At 60.0% G+C, this 20,124-nt stretch carries 23 protein-coding genes; 10 read left to right on the top strand and 13 right to left on the bottom strand.

Features of this window, described 5'->3' with window-relative positions; all coding sequences use genetic code 11:
• Positions 1-11 precede the first annotated feature (11 nt).
• From cysN to AC07VF_RS14255, 3 genes are all read right to left on the bottom strand, one after another.
• Entirely contained in the window at positions 12-1,910 is a 1,899-nt protein-coding gene (gene cysN, locus AC07VF_RS14265) for a sulfate adenylyltransferase subunit CysN (RefSeq protein WP_282368989.1), read from the bottom strand.
• Between the two features lie 15 nt (positions 1,911-1,925).
• Positions 1,926-2,843, bottom strand: coding sequence for a sulfate adenylyltransferase subunit CysD (gene cysD, locus AC07VF_RS14260; RefSeq protein WP_065992104.1), 918 nt, complete (start codon positions 2,841-2,843; stop codon positions 1,926-1,928).
• Positions 2,844-2,990: 147 nt separating this feature from the next.
• The gene (locus AC07VF_RS14255; protein WP_192171776.1) at positions 2,991-3,749 is read right to left on the bottom strand and encodes a Nif3-like dinuclear metal center hexameric protein; all 759 of its coding nucleotides are present in this window, start codon (positions 3,747-3,749) and stop codon (positions 2,991-2,993) included.
• A gap of 98 nt (positions 3,750-3,847) precedes the next feature.
• Here AC07VF_RS14255 and algW point away from each other — a divergent pair, with 98 nt between their 5' ends.
• Positions 3,848-5,014 carry a Do family serine endopeptidase AlgW gene (algW, locus tag AC07VF_RS14250; RefSeq protein WP_192171777.1) on the top strand — a complete coding sequence of 389 codons (1,167 nt, stop codon included), beginning with the start codon at positions 3,848-3,850 and terminating at the stop codon, positions 5,012-5,014.
• A 26-nt stretch (positions 5,015-5,040) separates the two neighbouring features.
• On the opposite strand, the gene hisC is transcribed toward algW, so the two are convergent.
• The 10 genes from hisC to AC07VF_RS14200 form a co-directional block, all read right to left on the bottom strand.
• The gene (hisC, locus tag AC07VF_RS14245) at positions 5,041-6,099 is read right to left on the bottom strand and encodes a histidinol-phosphate transaminase (RefSeq protein ID WP_423574154.1); all 1,059 of its coding nucleotides are present in this window, start codon (positions 6,097-6,099) and stop codon (positions 5,041-5,043) included.
• Positions 6,100-6,101: 2 nt separating this feature from the next.
• Positions 6,102-7,430 (bottom strand): histidinol dehydrogenase, encoded by a 1,329-nt coding sequence (gene hisD / locus AC07VF_RS14240; protein ID WP_282368997.1) that lies wholly within the window; start codon positions 7,428-7,430, stop codon positions 6,102-6,104.
• Between the two features lie 145 nt (positions 7,431-7,575).
• Complete coding sequence (gene hisG / locus AC07VF_RS14235; RefSeq protein WP_192171780.1) at positions 7,576-8,211, bottom strand: ATP phosphoribosyltransferase; 636 nt, start codon at positions 8,209-8,211, stop codon at positions 7,576-7,578.
• A 164-nt stretch (positions 8,212-8,375) separates the two neighbouring features.
• The gene (gene murA / locus AC07VF_RS14230) at positions 8,376-9,641 is read right to left on the bottom strand and encodes a UDP-N-acetylglucosamine 1-carboxyvinyltransferase (RefSeq protein ID WP_122536135.1); all 1,266 of its coding nucleotides are present in this window, start codon (positions 9,639-9,641) and stop codon (positions 8,376-8,378) included.
• 23 nt (positions 9,642-9,664) lie between these two features.
• Entirely contained in the window at positions 9,665-9,904 is a 240-nt protein-coding gene (locus AC07VF_RS14225; protein WP_065992095.1) for a BolA family protein, read from the bottom strand.
• 114 nt (positions 9,905-10,018) lie between these two features.
• Entirely contained in the window at positions 10,019-10,324 is a 306-nt protein-coding gene (locus AC07VF_RS14220) for an STAS domain-containing protein (RefSeq protein WP_495009089.1), read from the bottom strand.
• On the bottom strand, positions 10,321-10,974 hold the full coding sequence (locus AC07VF_RS14215; RefSeq protein ID WP_282369007.1) for an MlaC/ttg2D family ABC transporter substrate-binding protein: 654 nt from the start codon (positions 10,972-10,974) through the stop codon (positions 10,321-10,323). The genes AC07VF_RS14220 and AC07VF_RS14215 overlap by 4 nt, the downstream gene beginning before the upstream one ends.
• 11 nt (positions 10,975-10,985) lie before the next feature.
• Positions 10,986-11,453, bottom strand: coding sequence for an outer membrane lipid asymmetry maintenance protein MlaD (gene mlaD, locus AC07VF_RS14210; protein WP_192171783.1), 468 nt, complete (start codon positions 11,451-11,453; stop codon positions 10,986-10,988).
• Positions 11,453-12,250 carry a lipid asymmetry maintenance ABC transporter permease subunit MlaE gene (gene mlaE / locus AC07VF_RS14205; protein ID WP_192171784.1) on the bottom strand — a complete coding sequence of 266 codons (798 nt, stop codon included), beginning with the start codon at positions 12,248-12,250 and terminating at the stop codon, positions 11,453-11,455. The genes mlaD and mlaE overlap by 1 nt, the downstream gene beginning before the upstream one ends.
• A complete protein-coding gene (locus tag AC07VF_RS14200; RefSeq protein WP_122535907.1) occupies positions 12,250-13,059 on the bottom strand; it encodes an ATP-binding cassette domain-containing protein in 810 nt (269 codons plus the stop codon). Before AC07VF_RS14200 ends, mlaE begins: the two co-directional genes overlap by 1 nt.
• Positions 13,060-13,367: 308 nt before the next feature.
• On the opposite strand from AC07VF_RS14200, the gene AC07VF_RS14195 reads away from it, so the two are divergent.
• From AC07VF_RS14195 to rapZ, 9 genes are all read left to right on the top strand, one after another.
• Complete coding sequence (locus AC07VF_RS14195; RefSeq protein ID WP_282369013.1) at positions 13,368-14,342, top strand: KpsF/GutQ family sugar-phosphate isomerase; 975 nt, start codon at positions 13,368-13,370, stop codon at positions 14,340-14,342.
• On the top strand, positions 14,343-14,876 hold the full coding sequence (kdsC, locus tag AC07VF_RS14190; RefSeq protein WP_065992081.1) for a 3-deoxy-manno-octulosonate-8-phosphatase KdsC: 534 nt from the start codon (positions 14,343-14,345) through the stop codon (positions 14,874-14,876).
• Positions 14,877-14,886: 10 nt separating this feature from the next.
• Positions 14,887-15,459 (top strand): LPS export ABC transporter periplasmic protein LptC, encoded by a 573-nt coding sequence (lptC, locus tag AC07VF_RS14185; RefSeq protein WP_192171786.1) that lies wholly within the window; start codon positions 14,887-14,889, stop codon positions 15,457-15,459.
• Complete coding sequence (gene lptA, locus AC07VF_RS14180) at positions 15,446-15,988, top strand: lipopolysaccharide transport periplasmic protein LptA (protein WP_037014791.1); 543 nt, start codon at positions 15,446-15,448, stop codon at positions 15,986-15,988. The genes lptC and lptA overlap by 14 nt, the downstream gene beginning before the upstream one ends.
• Positions 15,988-16,713: an LPS export ABC transporter ATP-binding protein gene (gene lptB / locus AC07VF_RS14175; protein WP_074884367.1), complete on the top strand. Its 726-nt coding sequence runs from the start codon at positions 15,988-15,990 to the stop codon at positions 16,711-16,713. Before lptA ends, lptB begins: the two co-directional genes overlap by 1 nt.
• A 188-nt stretch (positions 16,714-16,901) precedes the next feature.
• On the top strand, positions 16,902-18,395 hold the full coding sequence (locus AC07VF_RS14170) for an RNA polymerase factor sigma-54 (protein ID WP_192171787.1): 1,494 nt from the start codon (positions 16,902-16,904) through the stop codon (positions 18,393-18,395).
• Positions 18,396-18,471: 76 nt separating this feature from the next.
• Complete coding sequence (gene hpf / locus AC07VF_RS14165) at positions 18,472-18,780, top strand: ribosome hibernation-promoting factor, HPF/YfiA family (RefSeq protein WP_037014798.1); 309 nt, start codon at positions 18,472-18,474, stop codon at positions 18,778-18,780.
• 12 nt (positions 18,781-18,792) lie between these two features.
• Positions 18,793-19,257, top strand: coding sequence for a PTS IIA-like nitrogen regulatory protein PtsN (gene ptsN, locus AC07VF_RS14160; RefSeq protein WP_192171788.1), 465 nt, complete (start codon positions 18,793-18,795; stop codon positions 19,255-19,257).
• Between the two features lie 2 nt (positions 19,258-19,259).
• Positions 19,260-20,117: an RNase adapter RapZ gene (gene rapZ, locus AC07VF_RS14155; protein WP_192171789.1), complete on the top strand. Its 858-nt coding sequence runs from the start codon at positions 19,260-19,262 to the stop codon at positions 20,115-20,117.
• Positions 20,118-20,124 lie beyond the last annotated feature (7 nt).

The following is a 20,124-nucleotide window of genomic DNA, read 5'->3' as shown; positions in this document are numbered from 1 at the left end:
GCGACCGGCGCTTAGATCACGCCGCGGGTCCGCAGCAGGTCCAGCACCTGCTTGACGCTTTCTTCGACGTTCAGCGACTGCGTGTCGATGACCAGGTCGGCGTCCAGCGGGACGTCATACGGGAAGGATTCACCCGGGATGTTGTCCTTGTCGGCGGCGTAGAGCCCTTGCGGATCACGCTCACGACAGGCCTGCGGCGACGCCTGAACGTACACGGTGATCAGTCGATCATCGCCGATCAGCGCCTTGGCATTCTGCCGACCGCCCGCGTCCGGCGCGACGAACGCTGCGAGGGTCAGCAGGCCCGCTTCGTTGAACTGACGCGCAACGTGGGCGGCACGACGCCAGTTCTCGGTGCGACCGGCGCGATCCTGCGGCAAGCCCTTGTTGAGGTCGTGACGCAGGTTCTGGCCATCAAGGACGAACACCGCACGGCCCATGTCGAACAGCTTGCGCTCCACGGCATACGCCAGCGTGCTCTTGCCCGCACCCGACAAACCGCTGAACAGCACGGTCGCCGGCTTCTGGCCGAAGCGCTGAGCGCGCTCTTCTGCCGACACATGGGCCAGCGCGCCGTGATGACTCCCGCCACCCGCAACCACGGGTTTGGCGATGATCATGCCGGCCGCAACAGTCCCGTTGGTCAAACGGTCGATGACGATGAACGCGCCCGTCGTGCGGTTGCTGTCGTAGCCGTCGAGGGCGATCGGCGCGTCCAGTGCGATCTTCACGCGGCCGATTTCATTCAGCTGCAGCGAGCTGGCAGGGCCTTCTTCCAGCGTGTTCACGTCAACACGATGGGTGATGCTGGCAATCGAACCCGGCACGTAGGACGTGGCGCGTTTGATGTCGTATTTCTTGCCCGGCAGCATCGGCTCTTCGGCCATCCACACCAGCATGGCGTCGAAGGCGTCGGCCACTTGCGGGACGTTGTCGGCATGCACCAACAGGTCGCCACGGGAGATGTCGATCTCGTCTTCCATGGTCAACGTGACGGCCTGACCCGGGCCCGCATGTTCCAGCTCGCCTTCGAAGGTGACGATGGATTTCACGCGGCTGCTCTTGCCGGACGGCAGCACAACGACTTCGTCGCCCTTGTGCACGATGCCGCTTGCCAGGGTGCCGGCGAAACCGCGGAAATTCAGGTTCGGACGGTTGACGTACTGCACCGGGAAACGCAGGTCGGTGAAATTGCGGTCGTTGGCGATCTCGACGGTTTCAAGAATTTCCATCAGCGACTTGCCGGTGTACCACGGCGAACGCTCGCTCCGGTTGACCACGTTGTCGCCCTTGAGGGCCGACATCGGCACGAATTCCATCGTGGTCGGCTTCAGCGCAATGCGGTCGGCGAACGCCAGGTAATCGGCCTTGATCTGCTCGAAGATGTTCTCGTCGAAGCCGTTGAGGTCCATCTTGTTGATGGCGACCACGATGTGCTTGATGCCCAGCAACGAGGCGATGTAGCTGTGGCGTTTGGTCTGGGTCTGCACGCCGTAGCGGGCGTCGACCAGAATGATCGCCAGGTCACAGGTGGACGCACCGGTGGCCATGTTGCGGGTGTACTGCTCATGGCCGGGGGTGTCGGCGATGATGAATTTGCGCTTGGCGGTGGAGAAGTAGCGGTAAGCGACATCGATGGTGATGCCCTGCTCCCGCTCGGCCTGCAGGCCGTCAACCAGCAGCGCCAGATCGACTTCGTCGCCGGTGGTGCCGGATTTTTTTGAATCACGGGTGATGGCTTCCAGGTGATCTTCGTAGATCATCTTGGAATCGTGCAGCAGCCGCCCGATCAACGTGCTCTTGCCGTCGTCGACGTTGCCACAGGTCAGGAAACGCAGCATTTCCTTGCGTTCGTGCTGGCCCAGATAGGCGAGGATGTCCTCGCTGATCAATTCAGATTGATGCGACATGTTCAGACACCCTAATTAGAAATAACCCTGACGTTTCTTTTCTTCCATCGAGCCTGCGCCATCGTGGTCGATGACCCGGCCCTGGCGCTCGGAAGTTCGCGTCAGGAGCATTTCCTGAATGATGTCGGTAAGGCTGGTGGCCTCGGACTCGACAGCGCCCGTCAACGGGTAGTCGCCCAGTGTGCGGAAGCGGACCTTCTTCTTGACGATGCGCTTCTTGTCCTCGTCGGACAGGTGATTACGCAGGCGGTCGTCATCGATCATGATCCAGGTGCCGTTCATCTCGATGACTTCGCGCTCGGCGGCGAAATACAGCGGGACGATCGGGATACCTTCGAGGTAGATGTACTGCCAGATGTCCAGCTCGGTCCAGTTGGAGAGCGGGAACACGCGGATCGACTCGCCTTTGTTGACGTTGCCGTTGTACACGTTCCACAGCTCGGGACGCTGGTTTTTCGGGTCCCAGCGGTGCTTGGTGTCACGGAAGGAATACACACGCTCTTTGGCGCGGGATTTCTCTTCGTCACGACGGGCGCCGCCAAACGCGGCATCGAAACCGTGCTTGTCGAGGGCCTGCTTGAGGCCCTGGGTTTTCATGATATCGGTGTGCTTCGAGCTGCCGTGGGTCAGCGGGTTGATACCCTGCGCGACGCCGTCCGGGTTCACGTGCACGATCAGGTCCAGGCCCATTTCCTCGACCATCTTGTCGCGGAAGCGGTACATCTCCTGGAATTTCCAGCGGGTGTCGACGTGCATCACCGGGAACGGCAGCTTGCCCGGGAAGAAGGCCTTGCGCGCCAGATGCAGCATCACGGCAGAGTCTTTACCGACGGAGTACAGCATCACCGGGTTATCGAACTCGGCAGCGACCTCGCGGATGATGTGGATGCTTTCCGCCTCCAGCTGTTTCAGATGCGTCAGTTTGTCGACCATGGTTACTCACGGGATAACGTACGTGTATGGAGAGCCTGCGGGCTCTATCGAGCGAGGCACTTTATCATGGGGCCTGATTCTATTCAGCGGCGGGGATAGATCGAAACGATCTAACCATATACCTCATGCTTTGGACCCTCAGACGCTTTAAATCGGGTTCGGACAGTCGATGAACAGATGCTCCAGAGCAAAGCGCCGCGCCAGATAATCACCCAGGGCCTGCACACCATAACGCTCGGTGGCGTGATGGCCGGCGGCAATGAAGCTGATGCCGTTTTCCCGGGCGCTGTGAAAGGTCTGCTCGGACGCTTCACCGCTCAAATACAGGTCCACGCCGGCCAGCACGGCTTGATCGATGTAGCCCTGCCCGCCTCCGGTGCACCAGCCGACCCGGCGTATCATGCCGTCGCCTTCGATCAACAGCGGCTCGCGCCCCAGAGCGGTTTGGACGCGGTGGGCGAAATCCCGTGGGGTCATGGCCTCGCTGAGTGAGCCCACCAGCCCGACGATGCGCGGGTTGTCCGGGTCCAGCGGGCCTTCGACGGTGATCTCCAGTTGCTGGGCGAGTTGAACGTTATTGCCTACCTCAGCATGCAAATCGAGAGGCAGGTGATAGGACAGCAGGCTGATGTCGTGTTTGAGCAGCGTCTTCAGCCGACGCTGCTTCATGCCGGTGATGCAGGGATTCTCGCCTTTCCAGAAATAGCCGTGATGCACCAGCACCAGATCCGCATTGGCCTCCACGGCTGCGTCCAGCAACGCCTGACTCGCGGTGACACCGGAGACGATTCGGCTGACCTGCGGCCGGCCCTCGACCTGCAAGCCGTTGGGGCAATAATCCTGAATGCGTGCGCTACCGAGATAGCGGTCCGCTTCTTCCACCAGGGTGCTCAAGGCAACCGCCATAAAAGTCTCCTAAATATGCAGTCCAGACCGTGTCGGTCCTCGTATAATGCCGGCCATTATGGCGCAGCTAGGCGCTTCTACCTTCAGGACTCCGCTCAATGTTCAAAGCGCTGCGTTTTCTCGGCTGGCCCTTGCTCGCTGGTGTGCTTATCGCTTTATTGATTATCCAGCGCTATCCCCAATGGGTTGGGCTGCCAAGCCAGGACGTGAACCTGCAGCAAGCGCCGCAACAGACCTTCGTGCAACAGGGGCCGGTCTCGTACGCGGACGCTGTCAGCAACGCCGCCCCGGCCGTGGCCAATCTGTACACGACCAAGATGGTCAATAACAACAACAAACCCAACCATCCGCTGTTCGACGACCCGCAATTTCGTCGTTTCTTCGGCGACAACCTGCCCAAACAAAAGCGCATGCAGTCGAGCCTGGGTTCGGCGGTGATCATGAGCCCGGAAGGCTACCTGTTGACCAACAACCACGTGACCTCCGGCGCCGACCAGATTGTCGTCGCGCTTAAAGACGGCCGCGAGACGATAGCCAAAGTCGTCGGCAGCGACCCCGAGACCGACCTTGCGGTGCTGAAGATCGACCTCAAGAACCTGCCCTCCATTACCCTTGGCCGTTCCGACGCTATCCGCATCGGCGACGTTGCCCTGGCCATCGGTAACCCGTTCGGCGTTGGCCAGACCGTGACCATGGGCATCATCAGTGCCACCGGCCGAAACCAACTGGGCCTCAACACCTACGAAGACTTCATTCAGACCGACGCGGCGATCAACCCCGGCAACTCGGGCGGCGCGCTGGTGGACGCCAACGGCAACCTGACCGGGATCAACACGGCGATCTTCTCCAAATCCGGTGGCTCGCAGGGAATCGGTTTTGCAATTCCGACCAAGCTGGCCCTGGAGGTGATGAAGTCGATCATCGAACACGGCCAAGTGATTCGCGGCTGGTTGGGCATCGAGGTACAGCCGCTGACTCAGGAGTTGTCGGAATCGTTCGGGCTGAAGGATCGTCCGGGCATCGTGGTCGCCGGGATTTTCCGCGACGGCCCGGCGCAGAAGGCAGGCTTGCAACTGGGTGATGTGATCTTGAGCATCAACGGCGAGCCGGCGGGCGACGGCCGTCGCTCAATGAATCAGGTGGCCCGCACCAAACCCACTGACAAGATTGCCATTCAGGTCATGCGCAACGGCAAGGAATTGAAACTGACCGCCGAAGTGGGCGTGCGTCCACCGCAGACAACGGCGCCTGCGGCGGAGAATTGATCGGTTGCCGTTAGGCAACCGTCAACTCAGTTCGACAAGTCCCCCAACGCATCCACCAGCGCCTGATTCTGTTCGGGCGTGCCGATGGTGATGCGCAGGAATTGCGCGATGCGCGCCTGTTTGAAGTGGCGGACGATCACGCCCTGCTCCCGCACCTTCGCCGCCAGACCCGCAGCGTCATGCTGAGGGTGGCGGGCGAAGATGAAGTTCGCGGCCGAGGGCAGCACTTCGAAGCCCTTGCCCTCCAACTGCTCGACAAGCGCTTCACGGCTGGCAATCACGCGCTGGCAGGTGTGCTCGAAATACTCACGGTCATCGAATGCCGCTGCTGCGCCGACAATGGCCATGCGGTCCAGCGGATACGAGTTAAAGCTGTTCTTGACCCGCTCCAGCGCTTCAATCAGGTCCGGATGCCCCACCGCGAGGCCCACTCGCAACCCGGCGAGGGAGCGCGATTTGGACAGCGTTTGAGTGACCAGCAGGTTCGGATAGCGGTCCACCAGACTGATCGCGGTTTCGCCACCGAAGTCGATATACGCCTCGTCGACGATCACCACTGAATCCGGGCTGTTCTTGAGGATCTGCTCGACGGCATCAAGGGCCAACAGACAGCCCGTGGGTGCATTCGGGTTCGGGAAAATGATGCCGCCATTGGGACGCGCGTAATCTTCGACGCGAATCTGAAACTGCTCGTCCAGCGGCACGGCTTCGTAGTCGACGTCATACAGGCCGCAGTACACCGGATAGAAGCTGTAACTGATGTCCGGGAACAACAGCGGTTTTTCCTGCCGGAAAAAGGCGTTATAGGCGTGAGCCAGCACCTCGTCCGAGCCGTTGCCGAGAAACACGCGATTGGCGTCGACGCCGTAGTAACTCGCTACGGCTTGCTTCAGCACGTCACTGTTGGGATCGGGATACAGGCGCAGGTCGTCACTGACCGCAGCACGCATGGCGTCGATCGCTTTGGGCGACGGGCCATAGGGGTTTTCGTTGGTGTTGAGCTTCACCAGTTTGGTCAGCTTGGGCTGCTCGCCCGGCACATACGGCACCAGGTCGTTGACGAAGGGACTCCAGAATTTGCTCATGCTCAGTTGCCCTCTTGTTCGGTGTCGACGATGCGGTATTCGGCGCTGCGGGCGTGGGCGGTCAATGACTCGCCGCGTGCCAGTACCGAGGCCGTTTTGCCCAGTTCGGACGCACCCTGCTCCGAGCAGAAAATAATTGATGAGCGTTTCTGGAAATCGTACACGCCCAACGGCGACGAGAACCGTGCGGTGCCCGAAGTCGGCAGCACGTGGTTGGGACCGGCGCAGTAGTCGCCCAGCGCTTCGGACGTGTGACGACCCATGAAGATCGCGCCAGCGTGGCGAATCTGCGGCAGCCAGGCCTCAGGGTCAGCCACCGACAACTCCAGGTGCTCCGGCGCAATCCGGTTGGCGACTTCAATGGCCTGGGTCATGTCGGCTACCTTGATCAAGGCGCCGCGGCCATTGATCGAGGTCTGGATGATTTCCGCGCGCTCCATCGTCGGCATCAGTTTGGCGATGCTGGCGGCGACGCGATCAAGGAACTCGGCATCCGGACTGACCAGAATCGCCTGGGCGTCTTCATCGTGCTCGGCCTGGGAGAACAGGTCCATGGCGATCCAGTCGGGGTCGGTCTGGCCGTCGCACACCACCAGAATCTCCGACGGGCCGGCGATCATGTCGATGCCCACTTGGCCGAACACGTGACGCTTGGCGGTGGCCACATAAATGTTGCCCGGGCCGACGACTTTATCCACCTGCGGGACGCTTTCGGTGCCATACGCCAGCGCTGCAACCGCCTGGGCGCCGCCGATGGTAAACACGCGATCGACGCCAGCGATGCAAGCCGCCGCCAGTACCAGCTCATTGAGCTCACCGCGAGGTGTCGGCACGACCATGACCACCTCGCCTACGCCGGCGACCTTGGCCGGAATGGCGTTCATCAACACCGAAGACGGGTAAGACGCTTTACCGCCCGGCACGTACAGCCCGGCGCGATCCAGCGGAGTGACCTTCTGGCCCAGCACGGTGCCGTCGGCCTCGGTGTAGCTCCAGGAATCCTGCTTCTGCCGCTCGTGGTAACTGCGCACACGGTCAGCCGCTTTTTCGAGGGCCCGACGCTGGGCCGGCGTGATGCGGGTCAGTGCCAGCTCAAGACGCTCGCGCGGCAGAATCAGGTCGGCCATCGATGCAACGTCCAGGCCGTCGAAGCGACGGGTGTATTCCACCAGCGCCGCATCGCCGCGCTCGCGCACGTTCTTGATGATGTCGAGCACACGCTCATTGACCGAGTCGTCAGACACACTTTCCCAGCTCAGCAGATGATCCAGATGACGGGCGAAGTCCGGATCGGCAGCGTTGAGTCGGCGAATAGCGTTGGGAGTGGTCATAGCGTGGGCCTCAATGAATGGCGATTTCTCAGATGCCGCGTATAGGCAGATGCCTAAGCTAGCAAGCCATCCGCGCGGGCACCTGAGAAATTTGGCTATGACACGGATAGCTGGGCGTGATCCTGATGAGGGTCACGCGATGCAGTCAACCGCGGTGTCGCGACTCCACGGCAGCGCGCAGGGTGTCGATCAGCGACTGAATGCGGGCGTGTTGCATTTTCATGGATGCCTTGTTCACCACCAGCCGTGAGCTGATGTGGGCAATCATGTCCTGGGGTTCGAGGCCGTTGGCACGCAGCGTGTTGCCGGTGTCGACGACGTCGATGATCTTGTCGGCCAGGCCTACCAGCGGCGCGAGTTCCATGGAACCGTACAGCTTGATGATGTCGACCTGACGGCCCTGTTCGGCGTAGTAGCGCTTGGCAACATTGACGAACTTGGTCGCCACACGCAGCCGACCCTTGGGTTCGACGGCGCCGACTGCACCTGCAGTCATCAGCTTGCACTGGGCGATTTGCAGGTCGAGCGGCTCATACAGCCCTTGGCCGCCGTATTCCATCAGCACGTCCTTGCCCGCGACGCCGAGATCTGCAGCACCGTGCTCAACGTAGGTCGGCACGTCAGTGGCACGCACGATCAGCAGGCGCACGTCGGCCTGGGTCGTCGGGATGATCAGCTTGCGGCTCTTGTCCGGATTCTCGGTCGGCACAATGCCCGCCGCAGCGAGCAGCGGCAAGGTGTCGTCGAGGATGCGGCCCTTGGACAATGCGATGGTCAACATGGGAAACGTCAGTCCTTATCAGCAGCGCGTGCCGGGTCGCAACTGGCGCCCGACTACCTCCGGCTCAAGAAGCCAGAGTGGAACGAATCAGAAAATCCTGGCGCTATGGCCAGACACGTCGCCCGCGTCGATCACATCGACACGGGCGAACGCGCAGCTGCTGACTAGCCCGGAACGCGACGGATCTTCGCGCCCAGCATCTGCAGTTTTTCTTCGATGCACTCATAACCACGGTCGATGTGGTAAATGCGGTCGATCAGCGTGTCGCCTTCGGCAACCAGCGCAGAAATGACCAGGCTCGCCGAAGCACGCAGGTCGGTCGCCATCACTGGCGCGCCCTTGAGCTTGGTGCAGCCGGTGACGATCGCGGTGTTGCCTTCGACCTGGATCTGCGCGCCCATGCGGTGCATTTCATACACATGCATGAAGCGGTTTTCGAAGATGGTCTCGATGACCGCACCCGTGCCTTCGGCGATGGCGTTGAGCGAGATGAACTGCGCCTGCATGTCGGTCGGGAAAGCCGGATACGGTGCAGTGCGCACGTTGACCGCTTTCGGACGCTTGCCGTGCATATTCAGCTCGATCCAGTCCTTGCCGGTGGTGATCTCGGCGCCGGATTCACGCAGCTTCTCGAGTACCGCTTCGAGGATCGTCGGATCGGTGTCCTTGAGTTTCACACGGCCGCCGGTTGCCGCCGCCGCCACCAGGTAGGTGCCGGTTTCGATACGGTCGGGCATGACCCGATAGGTCGCCGAACCCAGGCGTTTGACGCCATCAATGGTGATGGTGTCGGTACCGGCGCCAGAGACTTTACCGCCCATGGCGTTGATGAAGTTCGCCAGGTCGACGACTTCAGGCTCACGCGCGGCGTTTTGCAGGACGCTGCGGCCGTTTGCCAGGGCAGCGGCCATCATGATGTTCTCGGTGCCCGTCACGCTGACGGTATCGAAGAAGAAGTTGGCGCCACGCAGCCCGCCTTCCGGCGCCTTGGCCTTGATGTAACCGCCTTCGACGTCGATGACCGCGCCCATGGCTTCAAGACCACGGATGTGCAGATCGACCGGACGCGAACCAATGGCGCAACCTCCAGGCAGTGCCACTTCGGCTTCACCGAAGCGGGCAACCATCGGACCCAGAACGAGGATCGACGCACGCATGGTTTTCACCAGCTCGTACGGAGCGACCAGGGTCTTGATGGTGCGCGGGTCGATTTCGACGCTGAGCTTCTCGTCGATGATCGGCTCGATGCCCATGCGACCGAACAGCTCGATCATGGTGGTGATGTCGTGCAGGTGCGGCAGGTTGGCGACGGTCACAGGACCATCAGCCAGCAGCGTGGCTGCGAGAATCGGCAGGGCAGAGTTTTTCGCCCCGGAGATGCGGATTTCGCCATCAAGACGAATGCCGCCAGTAATAATCAGTTTGTCCATTGGAATCTCGACGCCGTGTTGGCTCAGGTGCGCTCGGCCCACGCAGCGCGGCTGAAAAATTTCATGGTGACCGCGTGGATGCTGCCATCGGCGATCCATGGGTTCAAATGCGTGTAAATCTGCTGCTGGCGCTTGACCGGGCTCAGTGCGGCCAGTTCGTCGCTGATCACGTTCAGCTGGAAATTACAGCCTTCGCCTTCAACTTCGACCTGGATATCTGGCAACTTAGCTTCCAGGAAGCTTTTAACTTCTACGGCCTGCATGCTTAACCTCAATCGGCGCCCTACGCGCGCGGGTCGGCCATCATACAAAAAAGCCCTCTCGTTGCGAACCCTACTTTGCAGGGGCCGGACGAGGGGCTTGATCGATGAAAGCAATTAATGATGCTGCAACAGCTCGGTCAGGCCGGAGACCTGGGCGATTTCCTGCATGTCTTCAGGCAACGCGCGGACGGTGACTGACTTGCCTGCGGCCTGGGCATCACGCATGAACGCAAGGAGCAGAGCCAGGCCGACACTGCTGGACTTCTCGACGCCGGAGCAATCGAGCGTCAGGGCTGCAGCGGTATTTGACTTGATCAGCGCCGCGCCCTGTTCACGCAAGGCCGGGCCGGTCCGATAGTCGATCACGCCGGAGAGCATCAGCTCTCCGGCGCCAGCGGCAGTTACGGACGCTTGACTCATTTGACGACCTTGTCGCTGGAGCTTTCCGAGGTCTGCTTGGCTTTGGCGACTTCGCCAGCCCAGCCGTCGATGGTTTTGTCCAGGTTGTTGCCGTTGCGCTGCATGGCGTCAGCGAACTGATCGCGGAACAGCTTGCCGATGTTGATGCCGTTGATGATCACGTTACGCACTTTCCACTCACCGCCGATTTTGACGAGGGTGTAGGAAACAGGGTAGACCGCGCCGTTGTTGCCCTTGACCGACATGTCGACGGACGTGCGATCGGCCGCTTCCTGCTTGGCCGGGGAAACGGTGATGCCCTGGTTGTTGTACTCGAGCAGCGCGTTGCCATAGAACTGGATCAGGCTGCGCTTGAAGTTTTCCTGGAAGCGCTGCATCTGCGCCGGGGTGGCGTTGCGCGAATACTTCACGGTCATGATGCTTTTGGAGATGCCGTCAGCGTCGATGACCGGGCCAACGATGCCGTTAAGTGCATCGTAGAAGGCTTGCGGATTGGACTTGTAGGTTTCCTTGTTGGCGGACAGGTCAGCCAGCAACTGCTTGGTGGTGCGATCAACCAGATCGTGAGCGGAATCGGACGCGGCTGCGTTAGCAAACAAAGGCAGGGCGGCCAGTAGCACCAGAAGGCCACGGCGCAGAATCGAGATCATGAAAAAACTCCTCATTTGGCGTCTTTGCCCACTGAATTGAGCAGGAATTTACCGATCAGGTCTTCGAGTACCAACGAGGACTGGGTGTCATGGATGACGCCGCCGTCTTTCAACAGTTGGTCATCGCCACCGACACTGATGCCGATGTATTTTTCACCCAGCAGGCCTGCGGTCAGGATGGAAGCGGTGGAATCCGAAGGCAGGTTGTTGACCCGCTTGTTCACTTCCATCGTCACACGCCCCGTGAAGGTATCGTGATCCAGATCGATTGCAGTGACCTTGCCAATGTTCACACCGGCCATGGTCACTTTCGCTCTGACAGTCAAACCGGCGATATTGTCGAAATTTGCGTAAAGTTTATAAGTGTCGGTGTTGGCGCTGGCGCTCAGACCGCTGACGCGCAGGGCGAGCAGGAGCAAAGCCAGGATCCCGGCCAGCAGAAACAGGCCTACACCGGTTTCGAGGGTGCGGTTTTGCATCAGAAGTCTCCAAACATCAAGGCGGTCATAATAAAGTCCAGGCCCAGTACGGCCAATGAGGCGTAGACCACGGTCTTGGTCGTGGCGCGACTGATCCCTTCGGACGTGGGCTCGCAGTCATAGCCCTGGAACACGGCAATCCAGGTGACGACAAAAGCGAACACGACGCTCTTGATGACACCGTTGAGTACATCATCGGAAAACGAAACGCTGTTCTGCATGTTGGCCCAGAAGGAGCCTTCATAGACGCCCAGCCAGTCGACCGCCACCCACGAACCACCCCAGATGCCGACCACGCTGAAAATCAGCGCCAGCACTGGCAGCGAAATGAAGCCTGCCCACAGACGCGGTGCAACGATGTACTTGAGCGGGTCAACACCAATCATTTCGAGACTGGACAGCTGCTCGGTGGATTTCATGTTGCCGATTTCAGCGGTAAGCGCAGAGCCTGCACGACCGGCGAACAATAGAGCAGTGACCACCGGACCGAGTTCACGCAGCAACGTCAGGGCAACCATCTGCCCCACAGCCTGCTCGGAGCCGTACTTGGCGAGAATGCTGAAACCTTGCAGCGCCAGCACCATGCCGATGAACACCCCGGACACGACGATGATGGCCAGGGACATGACGCCCACCGAGTGCAACTGACGAACCAGCAGCTGAAAACCGCCACCGATTCCGCCGCGCCCAAGCAACGCATGAACCAGAAAAATCCCTGAACGACCCAGCACTGCAACCATATCGATCGTCGAACGCCCCATCAGGCGTACGCGATCCATTAAAGACTTTCTGCGCATCAGCGCTTCCCCAAAAGATCGTCGCGATAATCCGGCGCCGGATAATGGAAAGGCACCGGCCCGTCGGGATCGCCCGTCATGAACTGACGTATACGAGGGTTATCCGACTCCATCAGTTCCTGCGGCGTGCCCTGCCCCAGCACCTGACCGTCACCGACGACATATAAATAGTCGGCGATGCTGGCGGTCTCGGCGAGGTCGTGGGACACCACGATACTGGTGATACCCAGCGCATCATTGAGCAGCCGGATGAGCCGAACCAGCACGCCCATGGCGATAGGGTCCTGCCCCACGAAGGGTTCGTCGTACATGAGGATCTGGGGATCCAGCGCGATGGCGCGCGCCAGTGCAACACGGCGCTTCATGCCACCTGAGAGTTCGTCGGGCATCAGATCGACTGCGCCACGAAGTCCGACCGCCTGCAGTTTCAGCAGGACGATGTCGCGAATCATGTCTTCAGGCAGCTTGGTGTGAACCCGCAGCGGGAACGCCACGTTTTCGAAAACGTCGAGATCGGTGAACAACGCGCCGCTCTGAAAGAGCACGCCCATCTGCTTGCGCGCATCGAAAAGATCGCTGCGCGAGAGTTTCGGCAAATTCTGGCCATTGACCCAGACTTCACCTGCGCTCGGACGCAGTTGTGCTCCCATCAATCGCAGCAGAGTGGTTTTGCCACTGCCCGACGGCCCCATGATGCCGGTGACTTTGCCCCGGGGGATGCGGATGTCCACATTATTGAAGATGCTGCGCGCACCGCGCTTGAAGGAAACGCCCTTCAGCTCGACCGCGTAGGCGTTATCGGCACTCATCTAAACTCCTTGCGATGCAACCTGTCTCTCAGATGCCGCGTTCTTGACGAACGACACACTTTTGGAGGGGCCGAACAAGCGGCGGACTATACCACCGCTGTCGCACGCCGCCCAAGCTCCAACGTGTCGAGTCGCAAACAAAGAAGGGTATTAAGGACGGTGTGGAATTTTCGTACCCACCGCCAGCCTTTATCACGCTGTTGCTGAAGGACGTCTCCGTTCATTAAACAAACAGCAACGATGAAGCGTGAGGCTTTTGAACATTGCCGCTATAATCCCCGGCCTTTCACCATGCGACCCCTTCCGATATGTCCAATGCGCGCAACCTGATTGAATCGGCACAGAGCACCATCCGCCTTGAAATAGAAGCCGTGGAAGGTTTGCTTGCGCATATAGATGCCGATTTCGTCAACGCGTGCGACATGATTCTGGGCAGTCAGGGCCGCGTGGTCGTGGTAGGCATGGGCAAGTCGGGGCATATCGGCAAGAAGATCGCCGCTACGCTGGCCAGCACCGGCACCCCGTCCTTTTTCGTGCACCCCGCCGAGGCCAGCCACGGCGACATGGGCATGATCACCAGCGCCGACATTATTCTGGCCCTGTCCAATTCGGGCACGACGGCCGAAATCGTCACGTTGCTGCCGCTGATCAAGCGGCTGGGCATCAAGATGATCAGCCTCACGGGCAACCCGGAATCAACACTGGCCAAGGCCGCTGACGTCAACCTCAATGCGCGGGTCGAAAAAGAAGCCTGCCCGTTGAATCTGGCGCCCACCTCCTCCACCACGGCGGCGCTGGTCATGGGCGACGCCCTGGCCGTTGCGCTGCTGGACGCCAGAGGCTTCACCGCCGAAGACTTCGCGTTTTCCCATCCAGGCGGTGCACTGGGTCGTCGGCTGCTGCTGAAGGTCGAGCATGTCATGCACACTGGCGCCAACCTGCCGCAGGTTGCGCGCGGCACGCCGCTTCGCGATTCGCTGATGGAAATGACCCGCAAGGGGCTTGGCATGACCGCCATCCTCGAGAGCGACGGCCGCCTTGCCGGTATCTTCACGGACGGCGACCTGCGTCGCACCCTGGATCGCCCGATCGACATACGCCAGGCGACCATCGATGAAGTCATGACCGTCCACGGCAAGACCGTGCGCCCGGAAATGCTCGCGGCCGAAGCCTTGAAAATCATGGAAGACAACAAGATCGGCGCACTCATCGTGGTCGACGAGAACGATCGCCCGGTTGGCGCGTTCAATCTTCAAGACCTGCTCCGCGCAGGAGTCATGTAAATGAGCGCCGATATGAATGACCTGATGCAACGCGGCAAGAACATCAAACTGGCGATCTTCGACGTCGATGGCGTACTCACCGACGGACGCCTGTACTTCCTCGAAGACGGCAGTGAATTCAAGACCTTCAACACCCTCGACGGCCAGGGCATCAAAATGCTCATCAACTCGGGTGTGACGACTGCCATCATCAGCGGACGCAAGACCCCCGTGGTTGAGCGGCGCGCGAAGAACCTCGGCATCGCGCACCTTTATCAGGGCCGCGAAGACAAACTCGTGGTACTCGACGAGCTTTTGCAGCAACTGAATCTAAGCTACGAGCAGGTCGCGTATCTGGGCGACGATTTGCCTGATCTGCCGGTCATTCGCCGGGTGGGCCTGGGCATGGCTGTTGCCAATGCCGCCAGCTTTGTCCGCGAGCATGCCGACGGCATTACCCAGGCACGTGGCGGCGAAGGCGCTGCCCGCGAATTCTGCGAGTTGATCCTGAAGGCTCAGGGCAACCTCGAAGCGGCTCACGCCGCCTACCTATAGAAGTGCATTTATGCTGAGCAAAAAGTTTCGAACGTTTCTGCTGTTCGGTGTGCTGGCACTGCTGCTGGCAGCGGTCGGCTACTGGAACATCAGTCCGGAAAGTTTCCTCGATCAACCCAAGGCTGCCGTGGATGAGAGCGCCGTCGATTACTACGCGACCAACGCCCACAGCATTCAGTACCTGCCCGACGGGACCATGCAGTACGACATGACCGCGGACAAGGTAGAGCACTTGAAAGCCACCGACGTCACCCTGATGACCACGCCGGTGCTGCAGATGTATCGAGGTTCTACCTTCCCGTGGCACGTACAGAGCGTTCGCGCCGAAGTGTCGCCGGGGGGCGATCACGTCGAGCTGATCGACTCGGTGCGCATCAACCGCACCGACGAAAAAGACCGCACCACCATCATCACCAGCAGCCGCATGACTGTATTCCCGCAGAAGCAATATGCGGAGACTGCCCAACCCGTTAGAATCGACGGCCTTGGCGGTGTAACGACCGGCACGGGTATGAAAGCGTATCTGAAAGAAAGCAGGATGAACCTGCTATCCAACGTAAGAGGACAGTATGAGGCTCGTTAAAACCCTTCCTTTTTTGCTCGGCCTGGGCGCAGCACTGGGAAGCGCGAGCGCCTGGTCTCTGCCGACGGATCGCGATCAACCCATCCACATCCAGTCGGATGACGCGCAGCTGGACGACAAGCAAGGCATCGCCACCTACAAAGGCAATGTCATCATCACCCAGGGCACGATGAAGATCACCGGCAACACCGTGACCATCACCCGTACACCGCAAGGCGACGTGGACGTGTTCACGTCCGTGGGCAACCTGGCCTACTACGAGCAGAAGCCATCGGTGGACAAGCCGATCGTTCAGGCCTGGGGCGTCACTATCCAGTACTTCGCGGCCCAGAACCGCATCGTGCTGATCGACAAGGCCAAAGTGGTCAACGACGGCAACACGTCCGAAGGCGAGAAAATCGTCTATGACACCGTCAAGCAGGTCGTGAACGCCGGTCGTGCCAATGGCACCAAGGTCACCGCACCACGCCCTCGTATCGACATGGTCATCCAGCCGAAAAAGAAAACCGACCAGCAGAAGGCCCAGTAATGGCGACGCTGAAAGCCCAGCACCTGGCCAAGGCCTATAAAAGCCGCCAGGTCGTACGTGACGTCAGCCTGTCCATCGAGAGCGGCCAGATCGTCGGCCTGCTTGGCCCCAACGGCGCCGGCAAGACCACCTGTTTCTACATGATCGTCGGCCTGGTTCAAGCGGATCAGGGTCGCGTCCTGATCGACGACCAGGACGTCAGCCATCAGCCGATGCACGGCCGTGCACGCGCCGGTATTGGCTACCTGCCACAAGAAGCGTCGATCTTCCGCAAGCTCTCCGTCTCGGACAACATCATGGCGATCCTGGAGACCCGCAAGGAGCTCGATCGCGCTGCCCGCCGCAAGGAGCTGGAAAGCCTGCTGCAGGAATTCCACATCACCCACATTCGCGACAACCTGGGCATGAGCCTGTCGGGCGGTGAACGTCGCCGTGTGGAAATCGCACGCGCCCTCGCCACTTCGCCGAAATTCATTCTCCTCGACGAACCCTTCGCCGGTGTTGACCCTATTTCCGTAGGCGACATCAAGCAGATCATTCACCACCTCAAGGCCAAAGGGATCGGCGTGCTGATCACCGACCACAACGTGCGTGAGACGCTGGATATCTGCGAAACCGCTTACATCGTCAACGATGGACAGCTGATTGCCGAAGGCGACGCCGAATCCATCCTGGCCAACCAGTTGGTCAAGGAAGTGTATCTGGGTCACGAGTTCCGCCTGTAACCGCAGTGATGACATGAGGTTGTGCGGTTCCCGCAATGTGCGCCATCGCCAACCTCGTTTTTTAATTGTCATCACACTCTAGGCAAACCCTCCAGCTTCAGGCATATAATTTGCTTAAGTTGGCGCCCTCGGCGCCCTGCTAGTAAATGGCGCGCAGTGCGCCGGCGAATAAGGTGTTAAGCCCTGCCATGAAACCTTCGCTAGTCTTGAGAATGGGCCAGCAGCTGACGATGACACCTCAGCTGCAACAGGCAATCCGCTTGCTTCAGTTGTCGACGCTGGATCTCCAACAGGAAATTCAGGAGGCGCTGGAGTCGAACCCGATGCTGGAACGGCAGGAGGAAGGCGACGATTTCGACAACGCCGACCCCTTGGCGGATAACGTAGAGCAAAAGCCCAACGCTGATGTTCAGGAACCCACCTACCAGGAATCGGCGCCTACCGTCGACAATCTGGAGGACGGCGACTGGAACGAGCGCATTCCCAACGAGCTGCCCGTCGACACTGCGTGGGAAGACGTCTATCAGACCAGCGCCAGCAGCCTGCCCAGCAACGACGATGACGAGTGGGATTTCACCACCCGCACCTCCGTTGGCGAGAGCCTGCAAAGCCACCTGCTGTGGCAACTCAACCTGGCGCCAATGTCGGACACCGATCGCCTGATCGCCGTGACGCTGATCGACTGCATCAACAATCAGGGCTACCTCGACGAAACACTCGAAGAAATGCTCGACGCCTTCGACCCTGAGCTCGATATCGAGCTGGACGAAATCGAAGCCGTTCTGCACCGCATTCAGCAGTTCGAGCCTGCCGGCATCGGCGCTCGCAACCTGAGTGAATGCCTGCTGCTGCAGCTTCGCCAGCTGCCCGCCAAAACCAAGTGGCTGGCGGAAGCGCAGAAGCTGGTCAGTGACTACATCGATCTGCTCGGCAGCCGCGACTACGCGCAACTGATGCGCCGCATGAAGCTCAAGGAAGACGACCTGCGTCAGGTCATCGAACTGGTCCAGAGCCTCAATCCGCGCCCCGGCTCGCAGATCGAGTCCAGCGAAGCCGAATACGTCGTGCCTGACGTCATCGTGCGCAAGGACAACGAGCGCTGGCTGGTGGAGCTGAACCAGGAATCCGTGCCGCGCCTGCGGGTCAATCCGCAGTACGCCGGTTTTGTGCGTCGCGCCGATACCAGTGCCGACAACACATTCATGCGCAATCAGCTGCAGGAAGCTCGCTGGTTCATCAAGAGCCTGCAGAGCCGCAACGAGACGCTGATGAAGGTGGCCACGCAAATCGTCGAACACCAGCGAGGCTTCCTCGAGTACGGTGACGAAGCCATGAAGCCCCTCGTTCTGCATGACATCGCTGAAGCGGTCGGCATGCACGAATCGACGATCTCCCGGGTGACCACGCAGAAGTTCATGCACACCCCGCGCGGGATCTACGAACTCAAATATTTCTTTTCCAGCCACGTCAGCACCTCCGAAGGCGGCGAATGCTCGTCCACGGCGATTCGCGCGATCATCAAAAAACTGGTCGCTGCGGAAAATCAGAAAAAGCCGTTGAGTGACAGCAAGATCGCTGGTTTACTGGAAGCACAAGGCATTCAAGTGGCCCGTCGCACAGTCGCCAAGTACCGCGAATCCCTTGGGATTTCGCCGTCCAGCGAACGCAAGCGACTGATGTAAAGGTCACACGTCAAAGCGTTCCAGTGGCAGGCATTACGCCTGCCTCTTAATGCACTGGCAACGAAGGAGAAGCTGTATGCAAGTCAACATCAGTGGACACCAGCTGGAAGTGACTGAACCTCTGCGTACCTACATCGGCGAGAAACTCGCCCGATTGGAACGCCACTTTGACAAGATCACGAATGTGCAGGTCACCATGGAGGTCGAGAAGCTCAAGCAGAAAATCGAAGCCACCTTGCACGTTCCTGGCGCTGAAGTGGTTGCCAACGCCGAACACGACGACATGTACGCAGCCATTGACCTGCTTGCCGACAAGCTTGACCGCCAACTCAAAAAACATAAGGAAAAACAGCAAAGTCTGCTGCAAGGCGCGACTGCTCGCTGACACTCCCCACCCATGATCCGACTTGAAAATATCCTGACCCCTGGCCGTTCACTCGTGAACGTGCCAGGCGGCAGCAAAAAAGCCGTACTCCAGAACATCGCCAAAATGATCGGCACGCAAGTGCCTGATCTGGATGAGCAGGTCGTGTTTGACAGCCTCATTGCCCGTGAAAAGCTCGGCTCTACCGGGTTCGGTAATGGCATCGCCATTCCCCACTGCCGCCTGAAGGGCTGCTCAACGCCTGTCAGCGCCGTACTGCATCTCGAGAAACCCATCGATTTCGACGCCATCGACGGCGCACCGGTTGACCTGCTGTTTGTGTTGCTGGTCCCGGAAGCGGCTACCGATGCTCACCTTGAATTGCTGCGCCAGATCGCCAGCATGCTCGACCGTGATGATGTGCGTAAGCGCCTGCGCGGTGCCAAAACCGACGAAGAGCTCTACAGCGTCGTGCTCGACGTCCAGAACGGTCACTGATCATGCGGATGATCATCGTCAGCGGCCGCTCCGGCTCCGGCAAGAGCACGGCCCTCGATGTCCTTGAAGACAGCGGTTTCTACTGCGTCGACAATCTGCCCGCCGGCCTGCTTCCAGAGCTGGCGGAGCGCGCGCTGATCAACACCGAACTGGCTGAGCCCCTGCTGGCGGTCTCGATCGACGCGCGCAATCTGCCCAGTCACCTGACGCGATTCCCGCGCATGCTCGCCGAAGTTCGGGCCCGGCACATCCAGTGCGACGTGCTGTTTCTCGACGCCGATGAAGCCACCCTGCTAAAGCGCTTTTCAGAGACCCGCCGTCGTCACCCGCTGAGCACGGCAACCCGCTCGCTGGCCGAAGCGATTCGTGACGAAAAAACCCTGCTCGGTCCGATCATCGACTTGGCTGATCTGACGGTCGACACCACGCACCTGAATCTCTACCAGCTGCGCGACATTCTCAAACTGCGCCTGCTGAACAAACCCGAGCCGGGCACTGCCTTCCTCATCGAATCCTTCGGCTTCAAGCGCGGCATGCCCGTGGACGCCGACCTGGTGTTCGACGTGCGCTGCCTGCCGAACCCGTACTGGAAGCCCGAGCTGCGCGAGCAGTCCGGCCTCGACAAGCCGGTTGCCGATTACCTCGCGGCTCAACCGGACGTCGAAGAAATGTTCCAGGACATCTTTTCGTACCTCAATAAGTGGTTGCCGCGCTTCGCCGCCAGCAACCGCGCCTACGTTACTATTGCCATTGGCTGCACCGGCGGACACCACCGCTCCGTCTACCTGACCGAACGTCTGGGTCAGGTGCTGCAGCAATCGCTCAAGAATGTTCAGGTCCGCCACCGCGACCTAAGCTGAAAGGACC

The organism is Pseudomonas sp. GW821-FHT02H06 (genome assembly GCF_059421525.1).
Note: the sequence above shows the minus strand (reverse complement) of the source record. Positions and strands in the feature narration are given on the sequence as shown.